This is a genomic window from Bacillus sp. N1(2025) (assembly GCF_053470005.1).
In genome coordinates, this window is sequence record NZ_JBLTJB010000002.1 from 275,954 (window position 1) to 295,314 (window position 19,361).

Consider the following 19,361-nt stretch of genomic DNA (forward strand, 5'->3'; position numbering starts at 1 on the left):
GTGATTTATGGAACATGCAGAACACGGCAATTCTAACGCGCCTATGGAATATCAATCTGAAACCGGCAGACTCAATATTCTCGGGTTTTGGATCTTTTTAGGGGCAGAGATTGTGTTGTTCTCAACACTATTTGCAACCTTCTTCGTTCTTCAAAGAAGAACAGCAGGAGGAGTCTTACCGGCTGAATTATTTGAAGTGAAGCTTGTCATGATCATGACATTCCTGCTTCTGATCAGCAGTTTCACCTGCGGGATCGCTGTTCATGAAATGCGTCGCGGAAGTTTAAAAGGCGTCGTCATTTGGACGATCATTACGCTTCTTCTCGGCGCGGGCTTCGTCGGATGTGAGCTTAACGAGTTCATCCACTATGTACATGAAGGAGCATCTCTCGGTACAAGTGCTTTCTGGTCTGGATTCTTCGTCCTTCTGGGAACGCACGGAACGCACGTAACGATCGGTATCTTCTGGATTGCCGGCATCTTACTGCAATTGAAGAAACGCGGATTAACGCCGCAGACGTCTTCAAAAATCTTTATCTCAAGTTTATACTGGCACTTCTTAGACGTTGTTTGGATCTTCATCTTTACAGGCGTCTATCTCATCGGATTGGGGGGACTATAATATGGCAAACAAATCTGCTGAACACAGCCACTTTCCGTGGAAGCATATCGTAGGTTTTGCGTTGTCTATTATTCTGACCCTGCTGGCCCTTTGGGTTGCGGTATATACGGAATTAAGCCCATCAGCAAAACTCTGGATCATTTTCGGATTCGCATTTATCCAAGCCGGTCTTCAGCTTCTCATGTTCATGCACATGACAGAAAGCGAAAACGGCGGAATTCAAGTCGGAAACACGCTCTTCGGATTTTTCGGAGCGATTGTTATCATCCTTGGTTCCATCTGGATCTTTGCGGCGCACTACCATCACGGTGACCATATGGATGGAAACCCTCCTGGCGGTGCGAAGCAACATTCCGAACATCAGGAATAAAAAGAAACCCTCTTCGTTTATGCGAAGAGGGTTTTTTTGTGCCTTTATTGGCTTCTTCTCCGGCGCAGGCGCGGAAGGCCGTAAATGATAAAGGCGGCGATATGGGCAACGATGACGTTGGCGGCAAACAGGATGATCATGAGTGTGTGGCCGAGAGGGGATAGGCTGCTGGTTGCGTAAAAGTAGAAGAAAACCCACATGAGAATAATTGGCGGTATGGCCGAAAGAGCGACTTTTTTGTTATCCAGCCAGATAAAGAGGGGTGTTGCGCTTGCGACCAGTAAATAAGCAAAAAACATGTCCATCTTACGTGTCTCCTTTCATTTTATGGGAGCGTTTCCAAAATGAAATACAGAGAATAAAATGTGTCTGTTTTGTGGTCGTTTTTTGAACATTTTGTTACAATTATTATACCATGTTTTCCAATTTTTGATACCGCTTTTTCGAGAAATGTATTGCAACTATTGCCTCATTTTTGGATAGGTACAAGAAACCGGAAAGGCCAAATACCCTGTCACATTTCCGGACAATGGAATGGCGCAGGCTGTGAACCTTTGCTATGGTCAAAGAAACATGCACAGCAAGGGTGGTTTGAAGTGGACGTAAGGAAAGAAGATGTCACAGCACCGGATGTCATTGCGCTTTTGCAGGATCATCTGAAGAGCATGACCATGCATTCTCCTCCGGAAAGTATACATGCGCTCAATGCGGACCGGCTGCGTCAGCCTGACGTTACGTTTTGGAGTGCGAGGGAAAACGGCATTCTGCTCGGCTGCGGTGCCTTAAAGGAGCTAAACAGCCGGCACGGTGAGATCAAATCAATGAAAACCTCTCCGCATCATGTCAGAAAAGGCGCAGCCAACCGGATCCTCCGCCATATACTTGAAGAAGCAAGGCGGCGGGGCTATCAGCGGATCAGCTTGGAAACCGGTTCTATGGAGGCTTTTCTCCCCGCCAGACGCCTGTATGAAAAAGCCGGGTTTCAATATTGTGATCCGTTTGCACATTATAAAGAGGACCCGAACAGCTTGTTTATGACGTTAAACATAAGCTGAAACCCCTTTTCTGATGAGAAGGGGTTTTTTATCGGAAAAGTTTCATCATGACCGAAACATTTCCTTTTCTGACACGTCATATGTCGTGTAGTCCCCAAACCGTAAAAAATAAAAAGGAAGCAACCTCATCATGTTTTCTTGAACGGTGTTCATGTATAATAAACAATAGTGACTTCCGATGAAAATGTAAGGCGGGATAGAATGAGTCGATATAAGAAACAGCAAAATCCCTATTATCAGGGGGATTTGATTTTTATATTTGGTGTGTTTTTAATAATTAGTGTTGCGGCGATTTATGCGGCCGGACAGTTCGGGCAGTACGGAAGTGATGCCTGGATGAGACAGATCGTCTTTTATGTCATCGGGGCCGGTCTCATGGTCAGTATCATGTATTTTGATTTAGAGCAGCTTGAAAAACTGAGTCTGTACGTGTTAATTGCCGGCGTGCTGTCGCTGCTCCTTTTGCGTGTGGCGCCGGAATCCATCGCGCCGATTAAAAACGGAGCGAAGAGCTGGTTTAAAATCGGCAGCTTCACTCTTCAACCTTCAGAGTTCACGAAAATAGGAATTATGATGATGGTCGCGTCCATTATATCGAAGGCGGGCCCGAAGGATCAAAGATCACTTCGGGAAGATGTGAATCTGCTCTTGAAAATTGCGGCATGGACGGTCATTCCGCTCGGGCTGATCGTTTTGCAGGATGCCGGAACGGGTGCGATCTGTCTGTTTATCGTTATGGTGATGGTGTTTATGTCGGGTGTAAACTGGAAGCTGATCACCATCATCGGCGGTTCGGCCGCGCTTGTGCTTGGCCTTTTCTTAGTTCTCGTGATTGAATTTCCCCATGTGGCGAATTCAATCGGCATTGCGGATTATCAAATTAACCGGATTACATCGTGGATGTCTGACTCCAGTGCGGCAACGACTCAGGCAGAGAGCGATAAAAGCTGGCAGGTGGATCAGGCCGTTATGGCGATCGGATCGGGCGGAATTACCGGAAACGGCGTTCATAATCTGAAGGTGTACGTACCTGAGGGACAGACCGACTTTATCTTTGCGATTTTGGGTGAAAGTTTTGGATTTTTAGGCTGCGCCATTGCGGTTGTCATGTTTTTCTTTTTAATTTACAGACTTGTGGTGCTGATTGACCGCTTGCATGCGTTTAACCGATTTGGAGCGTTTTTTTGCGTAGGATTTACTGCACTTATCGTGATTCACACCTTCCAGAATATCGGGATGAATATCGGCATTATGCCGGTTACCGGTATTCCGCTGCTGTTTGTCAGCTATGGGGGGAGCTCGGTGCTTTCTACATTAATCAGCTTCGGGATCGTATATAACGCAAGTGTGCAGCTGACGAAATATAAAAGCTACTTGTTCAATTCTTAATGTGAGACGGCTCGTTTTTCGGGCTGTCTTTTTTTGTTTAGAGCATTTCGCTTTTGACATGATTCCCTTTCGGATATGATATATAAAGAAGGAGGCTTTTATATGAACAATACCATCGAAACTATACTTAATCATCGGTCGATCCGATCATTTACTGACGAGCTTCTGACAGCAGAAGAGATAGATACATTAGTAAAAAGCGCCCAGGCGGCGTCAACGTCCAGTTACGTGCAGGCTTACTCCATCATCGGCGTAACTGATAAGGAGAAAAAGCGGAAGCTGGCGGCACTGGCCGGAAACCAGCCTTACGTCGAAAATAACGGGCACTTGTTTGTGTTTTGCGCTGATTTGTACCGCCATAAAAAACTTGCTGAGGAAAAAGGCGAAAACATTACAGAGCTTCTTGAGAATACGGAAATGTTTATGGTCAGCGTCATTGATGCCGCACTTGCCGCACAAAACGTAAGTGTTGCCGCGGAATCAATGGGACTTGGCATTTGTTATATCGGAGGCATTCGAAATGAACTTGATCAGGTGACAGAAGTGCTTGGAACACCTGACCATGTGCTGCCGCTGTTCGGCTTGGTAGTCGGTCATCCCGCTCATCCGTCCGGTCAAAAGCCGCGCCTGCCGAAACAAGCCGTATATCATGAAAACACGTACGATACGAATGAAGAACACTTCCGCAGTTATATGAAGGAATATGATGAAACCATTTCCGCTTATTATGATAAACGGACAAACGGCAAGCGGGTTGAAACGTGGTCTGATCAAATCCTGCAGTTCATGAAACAAAAACCGAGAACCTATTTAAATCAATATGTAAAAGATAAAGGTTTTCAAAAGAATTAAGAAAAAACCTCTCCTGACCGGGAGAGGTTTTTTTATGTTTCACGTGTAACATATTTCGACAAAATGGAACAAGGTATATAAATGTTTATCATCAGGGATGCTTATAAGCATACAGAAAGAAAAAACGGCTTAGCAGTGGTACGATGTTGAGGAGGTGACAGTGATGATTTCATTAAGCATATTAGATCAATCTCCTGTATCAGAAGGGAGTTCTGCGGAAAGTGCTCTGCGGAATACAGTAAGACTGGCGCAGGAGGCGGAAAAGCTCGGATATAAGAGGTTTTGGGTGTCAGAGCATCATTTTTCAGAGCGGTTGGCGGGTTCAAGCCCTGAAGTGCTGATCAGCCATATTGCGGCGAAAACGAATGAGATTCGTGTAGGATCAGGCGGTGTCATGCTTCCGCATTACAGCGCATATAAGGTGGCGGAGAATTTCCGCGTGCTTGAAGGTTTGACGCCGGGCAGAATCGATCTCGGATTAGGGAGAGCGCCGGGCGGAATGCCGATCGCATCATGGGCGCTGAATGACGGCGGGAAGCGGAATGCTGATCAATATCCGCAGCAGATTCGTGAGCTGGCGATGTATTTGCATGATGCAGCCGACGACAATCACCGTTTTCCGAATCTGACCGCATCACCCCTTATTAAGACGGCGCCGGAAGTCTGGCTTCTCGGTTCATCGGGGGAAAGCGCGCTTCTGAGCGCAGAAACGGGAGCAGGCTATATGTTTGCCCACTTTATTAATGGAGAAGGCGGAGAAAGCACGACAGCACAATATAAGCGCAGATTTAAACCTTCCGCATTAGGAAAAGAATTAAAAACGGCCGTGGCTGTGTTTGTGCTGTGCGCCGACACGGAGGAGAAAGCGGAGGAACTCGCGGCTGTCATGGATTATACGCTGCTTGCGGGTGAACAGGGGATTCCGCTTCACGGCGTACCGTCTTACGAAACCGTCCGCGGAAATACGTATACACCGTATGAACAAAGACGAATTGCCGATAATCGGAATCGAATGATCATCGGAACGAAGCTGCAAGTGAAAGAACAGATTCTGGCTCTCAGTAAAGCATACGGAACAGAAGAAGTGATGGCTGTAACCATTACTCATCATTTTGAAGATAAACTTCAGTCATACCGCCTGCTTCGAGAAGCTTTTGCCGAATGATCAGAAAGAAACCCTGCTGATGCTCCAGCAGGGTTGTTCGGTTATTCAATGATAAAAGGTTTTTCAGTCAGCACCTGGCTTGATTTCCCTTTGTTCGCGGCATAGGCCAGCATATAATATTCTCCTGCCGGCAGTGCGGTGTCACCATTGACTTTGCCGTTCCAGTCGAAATATTGATAGCCTTTATCCTGCTTTTTGTAGATGCCGGCTTGGCCGACAAAGTCAAGATTGCTGTCATATACAAGGAAGGCAAGCTCTTCGGCTCCCGCCGGAAGATAGGTTTCAATTTGGTAGGTTCCCTGAGTTGTGCCGTCCTGCACGTCGATTGACGTCACGCGCGGATAGTCCGGCTCTTTTACAATCAGCAGCGTCGGCACTTTTGCGACTGTTTTTCCGCCTTCACGCACTGTGACGGTTCCCTCATAGGTGCCTGCCTTTACTTTTTTGGCATTGACCTTTACTTTCGCATTGACCTTTCCGGTTTGATGAGCGGGGATCACGACCCGGTCTGTGCCCGAAACGGTAATGCCCGTGCCGTTGAAAGAGTACTCGAGCTGATATGATTTTCTGATGGACGATTGGTTTTCAATCGTAAAGGTTTCTTTTTTCGTTTCATTGCCTTTGTCTTTCATAAACGTTCCGTAAGAATAACTTCCCGGGGCGACAAGGGAGTCTGCTTTGATCGCCTTCATGATTCTGATGCTTCCGGCGCCTTGCGCATTATGCGGGTATACGTCACCGTCCGCGTCCGTTAAGGTTTCCGCGGTGTTCATGAGAGCGGCTTTTATTTGTTCCGGGCTCCATTTCGGTTTGGCCTGCTTGATGACGGCAGCTGCGCCGGCTACATGCGGGGAAGCCATGCTCGTTCCCTGCTTCGATCCGTAGCCGTACGGGTCGGCCGGATCATGTGTCGGAATGGTGCTGACGATGTTTACGCCGGGAGCGGAGACGTCAGGTTTAATCATCCACGTGTCCATAACCGGACCGCGTGACGAAAAGTCTGCCATTTGTTCAGTGAGCGTTTTAGCCACGGATAAATTGAAAGTCGCTTTTGTGCCGCCCGCATTTAATTGGCTGACGAGTTTTTCGCCGTCTTCTGATGAAAGCTTAATCGTCGGCACGGACATGCCCGGTACGTTGGCTTCAATTTCTCCCGGGGCATTGTTATACACAACCATACCGATCGCGCCCGCTTTTTTGGCGTTGTCGGCTTTATCCACAAAGGCGATGCTGCCCCGTTTGACGACAGCGACTTTTCCTTTCAGATCTTTGCCTTCAAAATCCTTTTGCTCGCCGATACCCGCCTCTATGAGCTCTGTTTCTTTTTTATTCAGTGCTTTTATGTCATCTTCTTTGTTGTAGCCCATTACTTTCGCTGAGGAATAGGAACCGAAGGAGACGGCGTACTCGTTCAGCGGCAGCTGGGTCGCTCCGACGGAGATCGCTTCTCTGGACGTTCCCGGAGAGCCGACGGTCCAATTGTTCGGCCCGCTGTTTCCGTTTGATGTAACGGCCGTGACGCCTTCTGACATCGCCCAGTCAAGCGCCGTGCTTGTCGCCCAGTCTGGGTTATTCACAGAATTGCCGAGAGAAAGGTTCATGACATCCGCTCCGTCCTGTACGGCGCGTTCGATGCCGGCGATGACGTTCTCCGTTGTTCCGCTTCCGCCCGGACCGAGCACACGGTAGGCAAGGAGTGTAGCATCGGGTGCGACGCCTTTAATCGTTCCGTTTGCCGCTACCGTGCCCGCGACATGGGTTCCGTGGTCAGTCGACGCGCCTCTCGGATCACCGGACGGCGTTTCTTCAGGATCGTAGTCGTTATCCACAAAATCGTATCCTTTATATTGTCCGAAATTTTTCTTTAAGTCAGGGTGTTTATATTCGACACCGGTATCAATAATGGCAACCTTGACGCCTTTACCCGTATAGCCGAGCTTCCACGCGTCATTTGCCCCTATATAAGGCGCGCTGTCATCCATCTGCGGAGACACGGCATCCTTAGATAGGGTGATGTCTTTATCTTTGAGCTGATCGGTATGATAGGTGACATTCGGATAAACCGCTTTGACATCCTGATCACTCAGCAGTTTGGGGATTTCATTTGCCGGGAGTTTCATGGAGAAGCCGGAAAACACTTGCTCATATTCCCTGTTGATTTTTCCGTGTTTAATGGTTTTGAGCGCTTTCTTTTTCACTTTTGAGCGTTCGCTTTTCAGCTTGCTTTTTGTCTGTGCTTTGCCGAGTTCCTTTGCTTCCGCCAGTGACTTTTCCTTTAGCTCCACGATGACTGTCGTTTGTTTGCCGGTGGTCATATCAATGTCACCGAACACCTCAGCCTTCTCAAGATCAGGAGTTTGCGGTTTTGAAGCCGGCGCAGCCTGTGAACTTGTGGATAAGGTAAAGGATAAGACAAAAGCCGGAAGCAGATAACGGATGATTCCTTTTTTCAATCGTGTTTCCCCCTTTTTCTTTATCTAAATTAGAAATCTAGTATATATTTCTTGAAAATTCAAAATAATCCTTGTGACATATGACTCATTTATGGAAATTGGTCTGTGAATAAGGAGGGAGTTATACACAGAATCCTGTGTATAACTGAATAAATTTGTGTATATATATTGTTGGGAACGAATGTTCCTATACAAAATATAGATCGAGTTTGTGGATATGTGGATATACACTGTGTTTAAGCTGTGCTTAACCAAGGGATAAGGTGTGTATAACTTTTTTTATCGGCTTTTCCATTTTTCAGGTCATTTCCATCAGCTTTCAACAAAACTTCTGAAAACTAGTTTGTTTTTTCACTCATATTGTGACAAACAATTCGCCCGGCCGCGTCTATCATAGAGTCATAGGGTTGCTAGACCCGCTAGTTTTTAGCGGAGAAGGATCGGCCGCCTTTTCCGTTAAAGCGGAGAGAAAAACAGGCCTGCGAACAAGCTGTCTGTCAAAAAGAAGCGGAGGGATGATTTGCAATGAAACGTTTGCTAGTATCTTTACGGGTGTGGATGGTCTTTCTGATGAACTGGATGGCGCCGGGTAACGGAAGATATCCATTAGCCGCCGTGTACGGAAACCAAGCGGCTTATCATAAGAAAGCGAAGCGGACGGCTGGGGCTTTTTCGTTTGTGAGCCGTGTCCGATCGGCGGATTTGACCGATGAAACGAAATCGGCCCGCGGCAGGCTGGATAAAAACCGATGGATGCCTGTCCGCAAAGAATTGCCGAAACGGGAGCGCGCGGGTCCGGCACCTTTACATCATATGAAAAAGAGGGTACAATCCCACTAAACATATGAACGGGAGCGAACCTCTTGAGAATAGACAAAGTATTAAACAACAATGCGGCGTTAATAAAAGAAGACGGACGGGAAAAGATCGTAATGGGTCCCGGAATCGCTTTTCAAAAGAGAAAAAATGATGTGATTCAAAAGCATAAAATTGAAAAAATATTTGTCGTGCACGACGAAAATGAAAAGTTCAAACAAGTGTTAGAAACGCTTCCCGAAGAGCATATAGAGGCGGCTGAAGATATCATCAGCCATGCGGAGGGAGAGCTTGCGGCACCTTTGAACGATCACATCCACATTGCGCTGGCGGACCATTTATCCTTTGCGATCGAAAGGATTCAAAACGGCCTTCAGGTGCATAACCGATTGCTTCATGAAATTAAGGCGCTTTATAAAAAAGAATATGAGATCGGCCGCTGGGCGGTTGAACACGTGAAACAAACCCTCGGTATATCATTGCCTGATGATGAGGCGGGGTATATCGCGCTTCATATCCACACTGCCAAGGCGGATGCCAAAAGCATGTATTCGGCGATGAAGCATACAACCATGATCAAAGAAATGATCGAAAAGATCGAATCCTTTTTCGAACAGAAGGTGGATGAAGACAGTATTTCCTATCAGCGCCTCGTCACGCACTTGCGGTATGCGGTCAGCCGGTTGGATTCAAATGAAGCACTCCATTCCATGGACGAGGAGATGCTTTATTTCATCCAAAAAAAGTATCCGTTTGCTTATCGGTGTGCGCTTGAACTGGCGGCGTTTTTAAAAACTGAATATGATTTGGAACTGCCGGAATCCGAGGCCGGCTATATCACGCTGCATGTCCAGCGTCTGCAAAAAAACCCGGAATAACGCGTCTGTTTCGAGAAACAGACTTTTTTTTTGAAAACATATTGACGAAAGCGCTATCATGGAATAGAATGAAAGCGCATTAAAAAACTGAATATAGCGGGATTGTGACTGGTAATGCAGGCAAGACCTAAAATTTGCGTACATGAAAAAGGGATCATGCTGACCTTTTTCGTTGGCGAATTTTAGGTCTTTTTTGATTTTAGAAAGGGGGATACATAATGAATTATCAAGAAACGGCAAAACAGCTTATCAAACACATCGGAGGGAAATCAAATATCATCAGCGCGACACATTGCGCCACACGGCTCAGGCTCGTCATTCAAGATGAACAGAAGATCAGCCAGGCCGGCATTGAAGAGACAGAAGGAGTAAAAGGGGCTTTCAGCAGCTCGGGGCAATATCAGATTATATTCGGCACCGGCCTCGTGAATAAAGTGTATGACGCTTTTTCAAAAGAAGCCGATTTGGAGCGGGAGGATCGTGAGACACATCAGGACGCGGCGAAAAAAAAGCTGAATCCAGCCGCAAGATTTGCGAAGACACTGTCTAACATATTCGTTCCCATCATTCCGGCTATCGTGGCAAGCGGACTTTTAATGGGGCTGCTCGGCATGATGAAGGCTTTTCACTGGGTGTCTGAACAATCATCGCTGTTTAAGCTTCTAGACATGTTTTCAAGCGCGGCGTTTATTTTCCTGCCCGTATTCATCGGGTTCAGCGCGGCGAAGGAATTTGGCGGTAATGCCTTTCTCGGTGCCGTGCTCGGGGGAATTATGATCCATCCGGCGCTTTTGAATCCGTGGGGGCTTGCGGATGTACCGCCTGATTTTATGCAGCTCTTCGGCTTCGACATTGCGCTGCTCGGCTACCAAGGGACGGTCATCCCCGTACTGTTAGCCGTTTACATTATGAGCAAAGTGGAAAAGGGCACGAGAAAAATTGTGCCTCACGCATTCGATTTATTGGTCACGCCGTTTGTCACGGTGATTGTCACAGGATTTATCACCTTTATCGCAATCGGTCCGCTTGGCAGGGCGATCGGATCAGGCATTACCGTCTCGCTGACGTATGTGTATGATCATGCGGGCATTGTTGCCGGACTGCTTTTCGGAGGTCTTTATCCGCTTATTGTGCTTACCGGTGTGCATCACAGCTTTCATGCGATTGAGGCCGGCCTCATCGCTGATTTGGGCAGAAACTATATCCTTCCTATCTGGTCGATGGCGAATGTCGCTCAGGGCGCGGCGGGACTGGCTGTATTTTTCCTGACGAAAAAAGCGAAAATGAAAGAAATCGCTTTGCCTGCCGCATTTTCCGCTTTTCTCGGCGTAACCGAACCAGTCATTTTCGGTGTGAACCTAAGATACCGCAAGCCGTTTATCGCGGGAATGATCGGCGGAGCGCTGGGAGGAGCCTATGTCGTGGTGACCGGTGTCGCCGCCAATGCCTACGGTCTGACCGGAATTCCGATGATTGCCATCACGGCTCCGCTCGGTTTAGGAAATCTAATAAACTATCTGATCGGAATGGGCATCGCCTCTGTCTCGGCGTTTATTGCCGCTTACATTATGGGAGCTAAAGAAAAGGAGGCCGTCAAATGAGGACACCGGATCAAGAGCTGCGCCTGCAGGCTGAGGAAGCGAAAAAGAAGCGGCAAGAAACAGCCGCGTCAGATCCATACCGCCAGAACTATCATATTATGCCGCCGGTCGGGCTTTTAAATGATCCGAACGGCGTGATCCAATGGAACGGCGTATATCACTTGTTTTTTCAATGGCAGCCATTTCATACGGGGCACGGTGCGAAATTTTGGGCGCATGTGACGACGAAGGATTTCGTTAATTGGAAAGAGGAGGAAATCGCGCTTGCGCCGGGTGAGTGGTATGACAAAAACGGCTGTTATTCCGGAAGCGCCATCGAAAAAGACGGGCGGCTCTGCCTGATATACACAGGCAATGTCCGTGACGGAGAAGGCAATCGGGAAACGTATCAATGCCTCGCCGTATCCGAAGACGGGATCGTGTTTGAAAAAAAAGGAGTCGTCGCGCGTCTCCCGGAAGGCTATACCGCTCATTTCCGTGATCCGAAGGTATGGAAGAAAGACGGAGCGTATTACATGGTGCTCGGCGCGCAGACAGAAAAGCTCACCGGAAGCGCTGTATTGTTTACATCAGAGAACTTGACGGATTGGACGTTTCTCGGTTCGATTGCGGGGGCGGAATCCGGCGGTCTCGGGTCATTCGGCTATATGTGGGAATGTCCCGACCTGTTTTCCCTTGACGGAACCGACGTGCTGCTCGTATGTCCGCAGGGGCTTGAAGCCGACGGGATAAAATATCATAACAGCCACCAGGCGGGCTATTTCCTCGGCAGGTTTCATACAGAGCCGCCAGAATTTAAGCACGGTGAATTTACGGAGCTTGACAGAGGATTTGATTTTTACGCGGCGCAGACGCTGGAAGATGATAAGGGACGGAGAATTCTGTTCGCTTGGATGGGCGTTCCGGATCAGCATGAGGACAAACATCCGACACATGCGTATCACTGGATTCACTGCTTAACGATGCCGAGACAGCTGTCACTGTCCAACGGCAGAATCATACAGCGTCCGCTTCCGGAAATGAAATCACGCCGCACGGATGAGCAAAAGCGCCGTCTTCAATTGAATTGTTCGTCTGTAAGCCTGCCGGTGAAAGATGCGTCCCGGGCTGAAGTGCTGCTGGAAGACATCACTTGCGAATCCGGTTTTGAAATCTCAATTCGGGGCGCGGCCCGGTTTATATTTCATCAGGAAGAGGGGCTGGCTGTGCTGGAGCGCACCGCTTTCAGCGGAGAAGAAAAAGAAAAGAGAATCTGCGCCATCAGCGAGGTGCATTCCGTGCAGCTCTTTCTGGATGCATCCTCCATCGAATTGTTTTTGAATGATGGAGAAGAGGTTTTCAGCGCCAGATATTTTCCTTTCCCGGGAAATGATGACGTAACCGTCACTTCGATAGGAAAAACGGAAATAAATGGCTCAATTTGGACACTTTTGTAGAAAATCGTTCTTTTTTCTTATGTGAAACCTATGCCATCTGTGCTATTCTTCAAACGAAAGACTATGATTCCAGGAATAAAAGGAGTTGTTTTCTCAGTTTTGAAAAATCAGAAGATGACGCCGAAATGTTTACTTGTCAAAGCCGCAGAGCAAGTGGAAGATAAGCGGGAAGAATATAAAGAAGTATTGCTTCAGCTGAATCGCATGCTCAAGAGGGCTGAGCCGCACAATGAATGGAGTGATCGGCTGATGCATACATATGAACAGATGAAGGAATATGCGCTGTTTGTGCAATCGATTGAGATGTTTTTGCGGTCATCCGCGAAAAAAATGAAATAATCCCCCTCGATCATGAGGGGGATATTTATTTTATTTTCCGCTAAGACGCATCGCCGAATGTTTAGTCGGTCCGATGTATTGGTTCAGCGGGAAGGATTCTTTGATTGCCGCGGTGATAAATTCTTTCGCCGCATAGATGGCTTCCTTCACTTCAGCGCCTTTGGCCAGTTCTGCCGTCACGGCGGCGGAGAATGTGCATCCGGCTCCGTGCGTGTAAGGTGTATCAATCATTTCGCTTTCTAATACTTCCGCGGTTTCTCCGTCATACAGCACGTCGATCGCTTTTTCATGTTTCAATTTGCCTCCGCCTGTAATCAATACATATTTCGCGCCGAGTTCGTGAATTTTCTTGGCCGCTTCTTTCATGTCTTCCACCGTTTTTAATTCATCCATACCGCTCAGCTGGCTTGCTTCAAACAGGTTTGGCGTGATGACGGTTGCCAGAGGCGCCAATTGGGTGCGAAGCGCTTCGGCATGCTCCGGATACAGCACTTCGTTCGCTCCTTTGCAGACCATGACAGGATCGATAACGACATTCTTCAGCTGTTTTTCTTTAATCGTTTTCGCCGCAAGCTCTATGATCTCCACGGTAGGGAGCATTCCCGTTTTCATGGCGTCTGCGCCGATTCCGTCAACAATCGTCGCCAGCTGTGCGCGAATCGTATCAGCATCGATCGGAAATACTTGATGATCCCAGCTGTTCTCCGGGTCCATCGCTACGATCACGGTCAAAGCCGTCATTCCGTATACGTTTTTTTCTTGAAATGTTTTTAAATCGGCCTGAATTCCCGCGCCGCCGCTGGAATCAGAACCGGCAATAGTAAGTGCTTTGTGCATTGACATATCAATGGCCTCCATCAGTGTTTTATATCTCATTATAGTTAGATTTTCTCCCGATCACAATACGGAAGGCTTGGAGGAACGATTTGACAGCCGCGGGGGATGTGCGTACAATACCTACATAAGATTACTAGGTAAGGGTGAGAAAATAAATGCTCAACAGGGAGCTTGTAAAGGGAAGCACGGTCATTCTGGTGCTGACGCTGCTGAATGAACGGCCCATGTACGGGTATGAACTAGTGAAAGAAATGGAGAAAAGAAGCGGGAATGAACTGCAAATGAAGGAAGGCACGCTGTACCCATCGCTTCATAAGCTTGAACGCCAAAGCTATATTTCTTCTTACTGGGAAAAGCAGACCAAAGGGCCGGACCGAAAATATTACCGGATCACCGATGAAGGAAAAAACATTCTAGCCGAACGGACGAAGGAATGGAATCTGTTCTCTGCTCTGATGGACCGGATGCTGAAGCGGGGCGGGCAGAATGGATAAAGACCTTTATGTGCAGGAAATCAGAAAAGGGCTGGAAGGCAAGGCCGGAAGCCGTGAATTATTAAAAGAAATCGAAAGCCATATTCATCATGCCATATGTGATCATCTGGAAAAAGGCAAAACCGAAAGCGAAGCGATGGCGCTTATTCTGCGGGAAGTGGGGACTCCGTCTGAGATTATCTCTGCTTTTCAAAAAGCTTCGGCGGTGCCCGCGCGGACTTTTATGTTCTTTTATCTGTTCTGCAACTGCGGTCTTTTTGTGATGGGGGCGATGATTACGATGATGCACGCGTGGAGGATTCATCCCGCTGTTGACGCGCTGTGGAAAGGAATTTCCGTGTCAGTATGGCTGATTATGATCGGTTATGTGCTGTATTGGTTCCAAATCGGCTATCAAGCTGGCAAGGAGTTCGGGGCTGGCGGCAAAAAGCTTGCTGAGCGGACGGTATGGGCTTCAATGGTGCCGAATCTATGTTTTATGTTTGTCTTTTTGTTCAATCTGGTTCCGGCTGGGCTGTTTCCTTCGGCGGTCACACCGAGTTTTGCGGCAGTATGCGCCGTTGTGACGGTATGTTTTCCGTTTTGCGGCAAAATAGGTTTTTACGCAGGCAGGCAGAGACTTGCCTGATCTTTTTCACTATATACATAGGGAATCTATATAGGGGTGTTAAAATGAGATTAGGTTCGTGGATGTACGGCGCGTGCGCCCAAATAACCGTTACCGTATTTACCGTCTGCGGCTTGGTTCTTGCATTGCCCGTTGTGAGTCTTTTTATTATGGTTCTGAATGGGATGCAAGACGCTATTTTTGTTGTTTTCAGTATTTTGCTTCTTCTATTGTTTTATGCGCTGGGATGGATTTGGGCCGTTTCGTTTGCGCGTGAGTGGAAGGTGAAACTTTTCGAGCTGCAGATCAGTTCGCTCATTCCGCTGGCGGGTATATTATACTTGTACATTGACAGCGGAGTGAGTATACCGGAACTGATTCATGATTGGCATGAGGATGGATGTGCGCTTGTCCCGCCGGCTTTTGTCTGCTTGTGCACATGCTATGCGATGGTGTTGGTGCCTGTTTATCAATCAAAACTTTGGAACGCCATGGAGGCGGGCAGACTTAATGCCAAGGCGGTATGCACTGTTTGGGGAGACCTTCTGATCATTCTCGTTTTGCTGGCGGGCATGACCTGGATTTGTTTCTGAATGGGCCGAAATCAAAAATCCCCCCTGATCTCTCCGCCGCTTTATGTTTTAATAGAACATGAGAAAAAGCAGAAGGAGCGGGTCATGAATATATCAATTGTCATAGTCACGTATAACCGGATTCCGGCTTTGTGTGAGCTGCTGGAGTCGATTTCCATGCAGACCATAAAGCCTTATGAAGTGATCATCGTAAATGATGCCGGGGAATCGGTCGAACAAGCGAAGCAGCTGTACAGCGATCTGCCGATTCAGATTATTGATTTAGAACAGAATGCCGGACATGTGGAAGCGCGGAACGCAGGTGTGAAAAAAGCGTCGGGTGATTGTATCATGCTGTGCGATGATGATGATTTCATTACGCCGGGCCATTTGGAAAGAATGGCGGCTGCACTTGCTGATGCGGATTTTGTCCATTCTGACGCGGAAATTGTGTCATTTGAAGAACGGGGCGGCACGAGATACCCGGTGTCACGAAAGCCGTTCGCCTATACGGCGGATTATGCGGATATGCGGGTGTTTTCCACGTACGTTCCGTCAGGCAGCATGTACAGGCGTTCTCTGCATGACACGTTAGGGTATTTTGATCCGGATGTCCATAATTATTGGGACTGGGACTTTTATTTGCGCGCCGCGAAACAGCACCGTGTGAAGCGTGTTCCTTGCGCGAGCGTCATATATGCGTTTTTTGAGGGAGGCGGCAATCAGTCCGCGGATCTCGGCGGCAAACGGAAGCGGTACTTAGACCGGTTAAGCGAAAAGCACGGGCTTGGGGAGCTCCCGACGAAAAACTTCGCGGTTCTTCTTGAAGAGCCGGACATGAAGAGGCGGGAGGCGCCGACTGACATTGTGTGGGACGGAAAGCCCGTCCATTCAAGACTGCACAGTTCATAAGGGGGACGGACAGTTTGAAACAGCTTTTAAAGGACAGCTGGTGGAATCAGCTGAAAGATGAATTTGACAAACCGTATTATCAAGAGCTGAGAGAGATGCTGAAACAAGAATACAGCAGCCAAACGATTTATCCTGACAGCCATGATATTTTTAACGCCTTGCATTATACGCCCTATGAGGATGTAAAAGCGGTCATTCTCGGACAGGACCCGTATCACGGACCAGGACAGGCGCACGGGCTTAGTTTTTCCGTTCAGCCCGGGGTCAGACAGCCGCCGTCTTTGAAAAATATTTTCATAGAGCTTCAGGACGATATCGGCTGCTCCGTACCGAACCACGGATCGCTCGTCAGCTGGGCGAAGCAGGGAGTGCTTTTGTTAAACACAGTGCTTACGGTTCGCCGCGGTCAGGCCAATTCCCACAAAGGCAAGGGGTGGGAGCGGCTCACTGACCGCATCATTGATGTGGTGAATGAAAGAGAGAAGCCGATTGTCTTTATCCTGTGGGGGCGTCACGCGCAGATGAAAAAAGAGCGCATTGACACATCGAAACACATTATTATTGAATCGACTCATCCGAGCCCGTTTTCGGCAAGGAACGGTTTTTTCGGGAGCAGACCGTTTTCCCGTACAAACGCCGCCCTTGAAAAAATGGGGGAGCAGCCGATCGATTGGTGCATCCCCGACCTGCCGCAATAAACGTTTTTTTTGAGGCGCTTCCGCCCGGCGGAAGCGTCTTTTTTGACGTTCCGGGCGGTATGCGGTCAGAAAAAATAACAAACTCAATTCTGCGATTCGCTCAGAAATTTGATAAAATGCAGGAAGAAGACAAATTACTGCTGGAGGATTTACTCATGAACATACATATCTCTGCTTTGATTCAGAAGATGGAAGAAGAACTGAGGCAGGCGAAAACAGCGACCCGCACCGAGGAGGTCAAAATGCACGCGGCCGCCATCCGCTCTCTGTGTGATGTCGTGCTCGGCACTCAGACGCACACCGCTCCGGAGCCTGTGCAGAATCCGATTCCGAAAGCGGCGCCGAAACCTGCCGCGTCTCCTTCGACAGACCCGCTGCTGCTTGAAAAAATGATGGGCAGCGCCGGGCTGAACCAATATCAGAAAAAAGCGAAAGACGAACATGAGGAAGACGGAAACGGGGATTCCATTTTCGATTTTTAACAGGAGAGGTTGATTGACTTGAAACTGATACTCGGGGGTTTGCAATGGACGGCATTTATGATTGCGGCTGCGATTGTAGTTCCTGTCGCCATCGCACAATCATTTCACTTGAACCATGCCGATTCTGCCGCATTGATTCAGAGCACATTTTTTGTGCTTGGCGTCGCCGCGGTCATCCAATGTCTCCAGGGACATCGTCTGCCGATTAATGAAAGCCCGGCAGGCTTATGGTGGGGCGTATATACGATTTACGGCGGACTGACGGGCACGGTGTTTGCGACATTCGGCGAGACGCTGCGGGCGCTGCAGGGGGCGCTGTTATTAAGCGCTGTCTTTTTCTTTTTGTTCAGCCTTTTTAAAGTGATTGAACGGCTGGCCGTGCTGTTTACGCCGGTTGTGACCGGTGTGTATCTGCTGCTGTTGGTCATGCAGCTGAGTCAGCCGATTGTGAAAGGCCTTTTAGGCATCGGCTATTTAAAAAACAGCGTCGACGGCCTTGTATTCGGGCTCGCCATGGTTGTGACGGCGGCGATGTTCATCATGTCCCGATCGAATGTTACGTTCTTAAGACAGTATGCGATTCTCCTTTCGCTTGCCGGCGGATGGATCTTATTCGCCGTCTTCGGCGCAGCCAAACCGATTCAAATACCGGACCGCGTGATTCAGCTGCCGGCTCTTTTTCCGTTTGGAAAACCCGTGTTTGACAGCGGCCTGATCATTACGTCACTCTTCATTACCGTTCTTTTGATTGTCAACATGCTCGCGAGCATACGGGTTGTAGAAGCGGCGGTGAAAAAATTCGGCGGCACCGTTGGGAAGCGGCGTGAGCGTCCGGCAGGGTTTGCGGCTTCGATCAGCCACCTTTTGAGCGGGCTGTCAGGGGGCATTGCGCCTGTACCGATTTCAGGGGCGGCCGGTTTTATTGAGACGACGAAGCTTCCTTCGAAAAAGCCGTTTCTTTTGGGAAGTGTATTTGTCATGATCATCAGTATGATCCCGCTATTTATGAATGCGTTTGCGAGTCTGCCCTCACCGGTCGGCTTTGCGGTAAACTTCGTCGTTTTTTCCACGATGGCGGGTCTTGCCTTTACGGAGTTTGACTCTTATGAGAAAGCGGAGCAAAAACGAATCCGCTCCATTATCGGTCTGGCGCTCCTGACGGGGGTCGGCGTCATGTTTGTGCCGGAGAGCGCGTTATCAGGGATGCACCCGATCCTGATTTCGCTCTTAAGCAACGGCCTTGTGCTCGGGACGCTGCTGGCGATAGCGATTGACCGAATCCAGCTTATCAAAAAGAAAAAATCCGACAATCTCGTGTCATCGGATGACGGACGTTGAATTTTGCCGATGTTGGGTTATGATTGAATTGGAAACTTTAACGAAAAGGCGGGAGAAAAATAGATGAAAGTGTTTATTATTCTTGGTGCGATTAACGCTTTATTGGCCGTGGCGCTGGGCGCTTTCGGCGCGCATGGGCTTGAAGGGAAAATCCCCGATAAATATTTGCAGGTGTGGCACACAGGCGTGCAATATCATATGTATCACGCGCTCGGTCTTCTGGCTGTCGCGTTTTTGGCCGAAAAGCTCTCTGGCGCAGGCAGTGTTTCTGTTGCGGGCTGGCTGATGTTTGCGGGCATCGTTCTGTTTTCAGGAAGCCTGTACGTATTGAGCGTGACGCAGATTTCTATTCTCGGCGCGATTACACCGCTCGGCGGCGTGGCGTTTATCATCTCTTGGATTATGATTATCGTCGCGGCCGTCAAATATTTATAAAGAAAAAAAG

Annotated in this window: 22 protein-coding genes; 19 read left to right on the forward strand and 3 right to left on the reverse strand. The window is 48.4% G+C overall.

The window, feature by feature from the left end:
* Positions 1-7: 7 nt before the first annotated feature.
* Both qoxC and qoxD read left to right on the forward strand, forming a co-directional pair.
* Positions 8-622, forward strand: coding sequence for a cytochrome aa3 quinol oxidase subunit III (gene qoxC / locus ACNFN4_RS06230; protein WP_003150930.1), 615 nt, complete (start codon positions 8-10; stop codon positions 620-622).
* A gap of 1 nt (position 623) precedes the next feature.
* Positions 624-992 carry a cytochrome aa3 quinol oxidase subunit IV gene (qoxD, locus tag ACNFN4_RS06235; RefSeq protein ID WP_014419185.1) on the forward strand — a complete coding sequence of 123 codons (369 nt, stop codon included), beginning with the start codon at positions 624-626 and terminating at the stop codon, positions 990-992.
* Positions 993-1,036: 44 nt separating this feature from the next.
* Here the strand turns inward: qoxD and ywcE are convergent, their stop codons facing one another.
* Positions 1,037-1,297: a spore morphogenesis/germination protein YwcE gene (ywcE, locus tag ACNFN4_RS06240; RefSeq protein WP_007614574.1), complete on the reverse strand. Its 261-nt coding sequence runs from the start codon at positions 1,295-1,297 to the stop codon at positions 1,037-1,039.
* Between the two features lie 291 nt (positions 1,298-1,588).
* Here ywcE and ACNFN4_RS06245 point away from each other — a divergent pair, with 291 nt between their 5' ends.
* The 4 genes from ACNFN4_RS06245 (at position 1,589) to ACNFN4_RS06260 (ending at position 5,453) form a co-directional block, all read left to right on the forward strand.
* Positions 1,589-2,047, forward strand: coding sequence for a GNAT family N-acetyltransferase (locus ACNFN4_RS06245; protein ID WP_215797202.1), 459 nt, complete (start codon positions 1,589-1,591; stop codon positions 2,045-2,047).
* A gap of 201 nt (positions 2,048-2,248) precedes the next feature.
* Positions 2,249-3,436 (forward strand): FtsW/RodA/SpoVE family cell cycle protein, encoded by a 1,188-nt coding sequence (locus tag ACNFN4_RS06250; RefSeq protein ID WP_095060324.1) that lies wholly within the window; start codon positions 2,249-2,251, stop codon positions 3,434-3,436.
* Positions 3,437-3,538: 102 nt separating this feature from the next.
* Positions 3,539-4,288 carry an oxygen-insensitive NADPH nitroreductase gene (gene nfsA, locus ACNFN4_RS06255; RefSeq protein ID WP_007407708.1) on the forward strand — a complete coding sequence of 250 codons (750 nt, stop codon included), beginning with the start codon at positions 3,539-3,541 and terminating at the stop codon, positions 4,286-4,288.
* A 163-nt stretch (positions 4,289-4,451) separates the two neighbouring features.
* Entirely contained in the window at positions 4,452-5,453 is a 1,002-nt protein-coding gene (locus tag ACNFN4_RS06260; protein WP_448200059.1) for an LLM class flavin-dependent oxidoreductase, read from the forward strand.
* A 41-nt stretch (positions 5,454-5,494) separates the two neighbouring features.
* On the opposite strand, the gene ACNFN4_RS06265 is transcribed toward ACNFN4_RS06260, so the two are convergent.
* On the reverse strand, positions 5,495-7,906 hold the full coding sequence (locus ACNFN4_RS06265; RefSeq protein ID WP_448200060.1) for a S8 family peptidase: 2,412 nt from the start codon (positions 7,904-7,906) through the stop codon (positions 5,495-5,497).
* Between the two features lie 525 nt (positions 7,907-8,431).
* On the opposite strand from ACNFN4_RS06265, the gene ACNFN4_RS06270 reads away from it, so the two are divergent.
* From ACNFN4_RS06270 to ACNFN4_RS06290, 5 genes are all read left to right on the forward strand, one after another.
* Positions 8,432-8,746 (forward strand): hypothetical protein, encoded by a 315-nt coding sequence (locus tag ACNFN4_RS06270; protein ID WP_003150952.1) that lies wholly within the window; start codon positions 8,432-8,434, stop codon positions 8,744-8,746.
* 23 nt (positions 8,747-8,769) lie between these two features.
* Positions 8,770-9,600 (forward strand): PRD domain-containing protein, encoded by an 831-nt coding sequence (locus ACNFN4_RS06275; protein WP_014419179.1) that lies wholly within the window; start codon positions 8,770-8,772, stop codon positions 9,598-9,600.
* 218 nt (positions 9,601-9,818) lie between these two features.
* Positions 9,819-11,201 (forward strand): sucrose-specific PTS transporter subunit IIBC, encoded by a 1,383-nt coding sequence (locus tag ACNFN4_RS06280; protein ID WP_014419178.1) that lies wholly within the window; start codon positions 9,819-9,821, stop codon positions 11,199-11,201.
* Entirely contained in the window at positions 11,198-12,637 is a 1,440-nt protein-coding gene (locus ACNFN4_RS06285; RefSeq protein ID WP_072176922.1) for a sucrose-6-phosphate hydrolase, read from the forward strand. Before ACNFN4_RS06280 ends, ACNFN4_RS06285 begins: the two co-directional genes overlap by 4 nt.
* A gap of 63 nt (positions 12,638-12,700) precedes the next feature.
* Entirely contained in the window at positions 12,701-12,976 is a 276-nt protein-coding gene (locus tag ACNFN4_RS06290; protein WP_042635591.1) for a hypothetical protein, read from the forward strand.
* Positions 12,977-13,006: 30 nt separating this feature from the next.
* Here the strand turns inward: ACNFN4_RS06290 and ACNFN4_RS06295 are convergent, their stop codons facing one another.
* Positions 13,007-13,819: a bifunctional hydroxymethylpyrimidine kinase/phosphomethylpyrimidine kinase gene (locus tag ACNFN4_RS06295; RefSeq protein WP_021494752.1), complete on the reverse strand. Its 813-nt coding sequence runs from the start codon at positions 13,817-13,819 to the stop codon at positions 13,007-13,009.
* Positions 13,820-13,968: 149 nt separating this feature from the next.
* On the opposite strand from ACNFN4_RS06295, the gene ACNFN4_RS06300 reads away from it, so the two are divergent.
* The 8 genes from ACNFN4_RS06300 to ACNFN4_RS06335 all read left to right on the forward strand — a co-directional run bounded on the left by ACNFN4_RS06300 (position 13,969) and on the right by ACNFN4_RS06335 (position 19,351).
* On the forward strand, positions 13,969-14,307 hold the full coding sequence (locus ACNFN4_RS06300) for a PadR family transcriptional regulator (protein WP_003150960.1): 339 nt from the start codon (positions 13,969-13,971) through the stop codon (positions 14,305-14,307).
* The gene (locus ACNFN4_RS06305; protein WP_021494753.1) at positions 14,300-14,935 is read left to right on the forward strand and encodes a permease prefix domain 1-containing protein; all 636 of its coding nucleotides are present in this window, start codon (positions 14,300-14,302) and stop codon (positions 14,933-14,935) included. Before ACNFN4_RS06300 ends, ACNFN4_RS06305 begins: the two co-directional genes overlap by 8 nt.
* A gap of 44 nt (positions 14,936-14,979) precedes the next feature.
* Entirely contained in the window at positions 14,980-15,507 is a 528-nt protein-coding gene (locus ACNFN4_RS06310; protein ID WP_017418661.1) for a hypothetical protein, read from the forward strand.
* A gap of 84 nt (positions 15,508-15,591) precedes the next feature.
* Complete coding sequence (locus ACNFN4_RS06315) at positions 15,592-16,398, forward strand: glycosyltransferase family 2 protein (RefSeq protein WP_007407698.1); 807 nt, start codon at positions 15,592-15,594, stop codon at positions 16,396-16,398.
* A 14-nt stretch (positions 16,399-16,412) separates the two neighbouring features.
* Positions 16,413-17,096: a uracil-DNA glycosylase gene (locus ACNFN4_RS06320; protein ID WP_012118732.1), complete on the forward strand. Its 684-nt coding sequence runs from the start codon at positions 16,413-16,415 to the stop codon at positions 17,094-17,096.
* A gap of 59 nt (positions 17,097-17,155) precedes the next feature.
* The gene (locus ACNFN4_RS06325; protein ID WP_448200102.1) at positions 17,156-17,578 is read left to right on the forward strand and encodes a YwdI family protein; all 423 of its coding nucleotides are present in this window, start codon (positions 17,156-17,158) and stop codon (positions 17,576-17,578) included.
* An 18-nt stretch (positions 17,579-17,596) separates the two neighbouring features.
* The gene (locus ACNFN4_RS06330; protein WP_053285328.1) at positions 17,597-18,916 is read left to right on the forward strand and encodes a purine/pyrimidine permease; all 1,320 of its coding nucleotides are present in this window, start codon (positions 17,597-17,599) and stop codon (positions 18,914-18,916) included.
* Between the two features lie 63 nt (positions 18,917-18,979).
* The gene (locus ACNFN4_RS06335) at positions 18,980-19,351 is read left to right on the forward strand and encodes a DUF423 domain-containing protein (protein WP_003150969.1); all 372 of its coding nucleotides are present in this window, start codon (positions 18,980-18,982) and stop codon (positions 19,349-19,351) included.
* The last annotated feature ends 10 nt before the right edge of the window (positions 19,352-19,361 follow it).

Bases quoted from the DNA above. Each gene is read 5' to 3' on its own strand.
- qoxC (WP_003150930.1), top strand. From the start codon at position 8: ATGGAACATGCAGAACACGGCAATTCTAACGCGCCTATGGAATATCAA.
- qoxD (WP_014419185.1), top strand. From the start codon at position 624: ATGGCAAACAAATCTGCTGAACACAGCCACTTTCCGTGGAAGCATATC.
- ywcE (WP_007614574.1), bottom strand. From the start codon at position 1,297: ATGGACATGTTTTTTGCTTATTTACTGGTCGCAAGCGCAACACCCCTC.
- ACNFN4_RS06250 (WP_095060324.1), top strand. From the start codon at position 2,249: ATGAGTCGATATAAGAAACAGCAAAATCCCTATTATCAGGGGGATTTG.
- nfsA (WP_007407708.1), top strand. From the start codon at position 3,539: ATGAACAATACCATCGAAACTATACTTAATCATCGGTCGATCCGATCA.
- ACNFN4_RS06260 (WP_448200059.1), top strand. From the start codon at position 4,452: ATGATTTCATTAAGCATATTAGATCAATCTCCTGTATCAGAAGGGAGT.
- ACNFN4_RS06270 (WP_003150952.1), top strand. From the start codon at position 8,432: ATGAAACGTTTGCTAGTATCTTTACGGGTGTGGATGGTCTTTCTGATG.
- ACNFN4_RS06280 (WP_014419178.1), top strand. From the start codon at position 9,819: ATGAATTATCAAGAAACGGCAAAACAGCTTATCAAACACATCGGAGGG.
- ACNFN4_RS06285 (WP_072176922.1), top strand. From the start codon at position 11,198: ATGAGGACACCGGATCAAGAGCTGCGCCTGCAGGCTGAGGAAGCGAAA.
- ACNFN4_RS06290 (WP_042635591.1), top strand. From the start codon at position 12,701: ATGATTCCAGGAATAAAAGGAGTTGTTTTCTCAGTTTTGAAAAATCAG.
- ACNFN4_RS06295 (WP_021494752.1), bottom strand. From the start codon at position 13,819: ATGTCAATGCACAAAGCACTTACTATTGCCGGTTCTGATTCCAGCGGC.
- ACNFN4_RS06300 (WP_003150960.1), top strand. From the start codon at position 13,969: ATGCTCAACAGGGAGCTTGTAAAGGGAAGCACGGTCATTCTGGTGCTG.
- ACNFN4_RS06305 (WP_021494753.1), top strand. From the start codon at position 14,300: ATGGATAAAGACCTTTATGTGCAGGAAATCAGAAAAGGGCTGGAAGGC.
- ACNFN4_RS06310 (WP_017418661.1), top strand. From the start codon at position 14,980: ATGAGATTAGGTTCGTGGATGTACGGCGCGTGCGCCCAAATAACCGTT.
- ACNFN4_RS06315 (WP_007407698.1), top strand. From the start codon at position 15,592: ATGAATATATCAATTGTCATAGTCACGTATAACCGGATTCCGGCTTTG.
- ACNFN4_RS06325 (WP_448200102.1), top strand. From the start codon at position 17,156: ATGCGGTCAGAAAAAATAACAAACTCAATTCTGCGATTCGCTCAGAAA.
- ACNFN4_RS06335 (WP_003150969.1), top strand. From the start codon at position 18,980: ATGAAAGTGTTTATTATTCTTGGTGCGATTAACGCTTTATTGGCCGTG.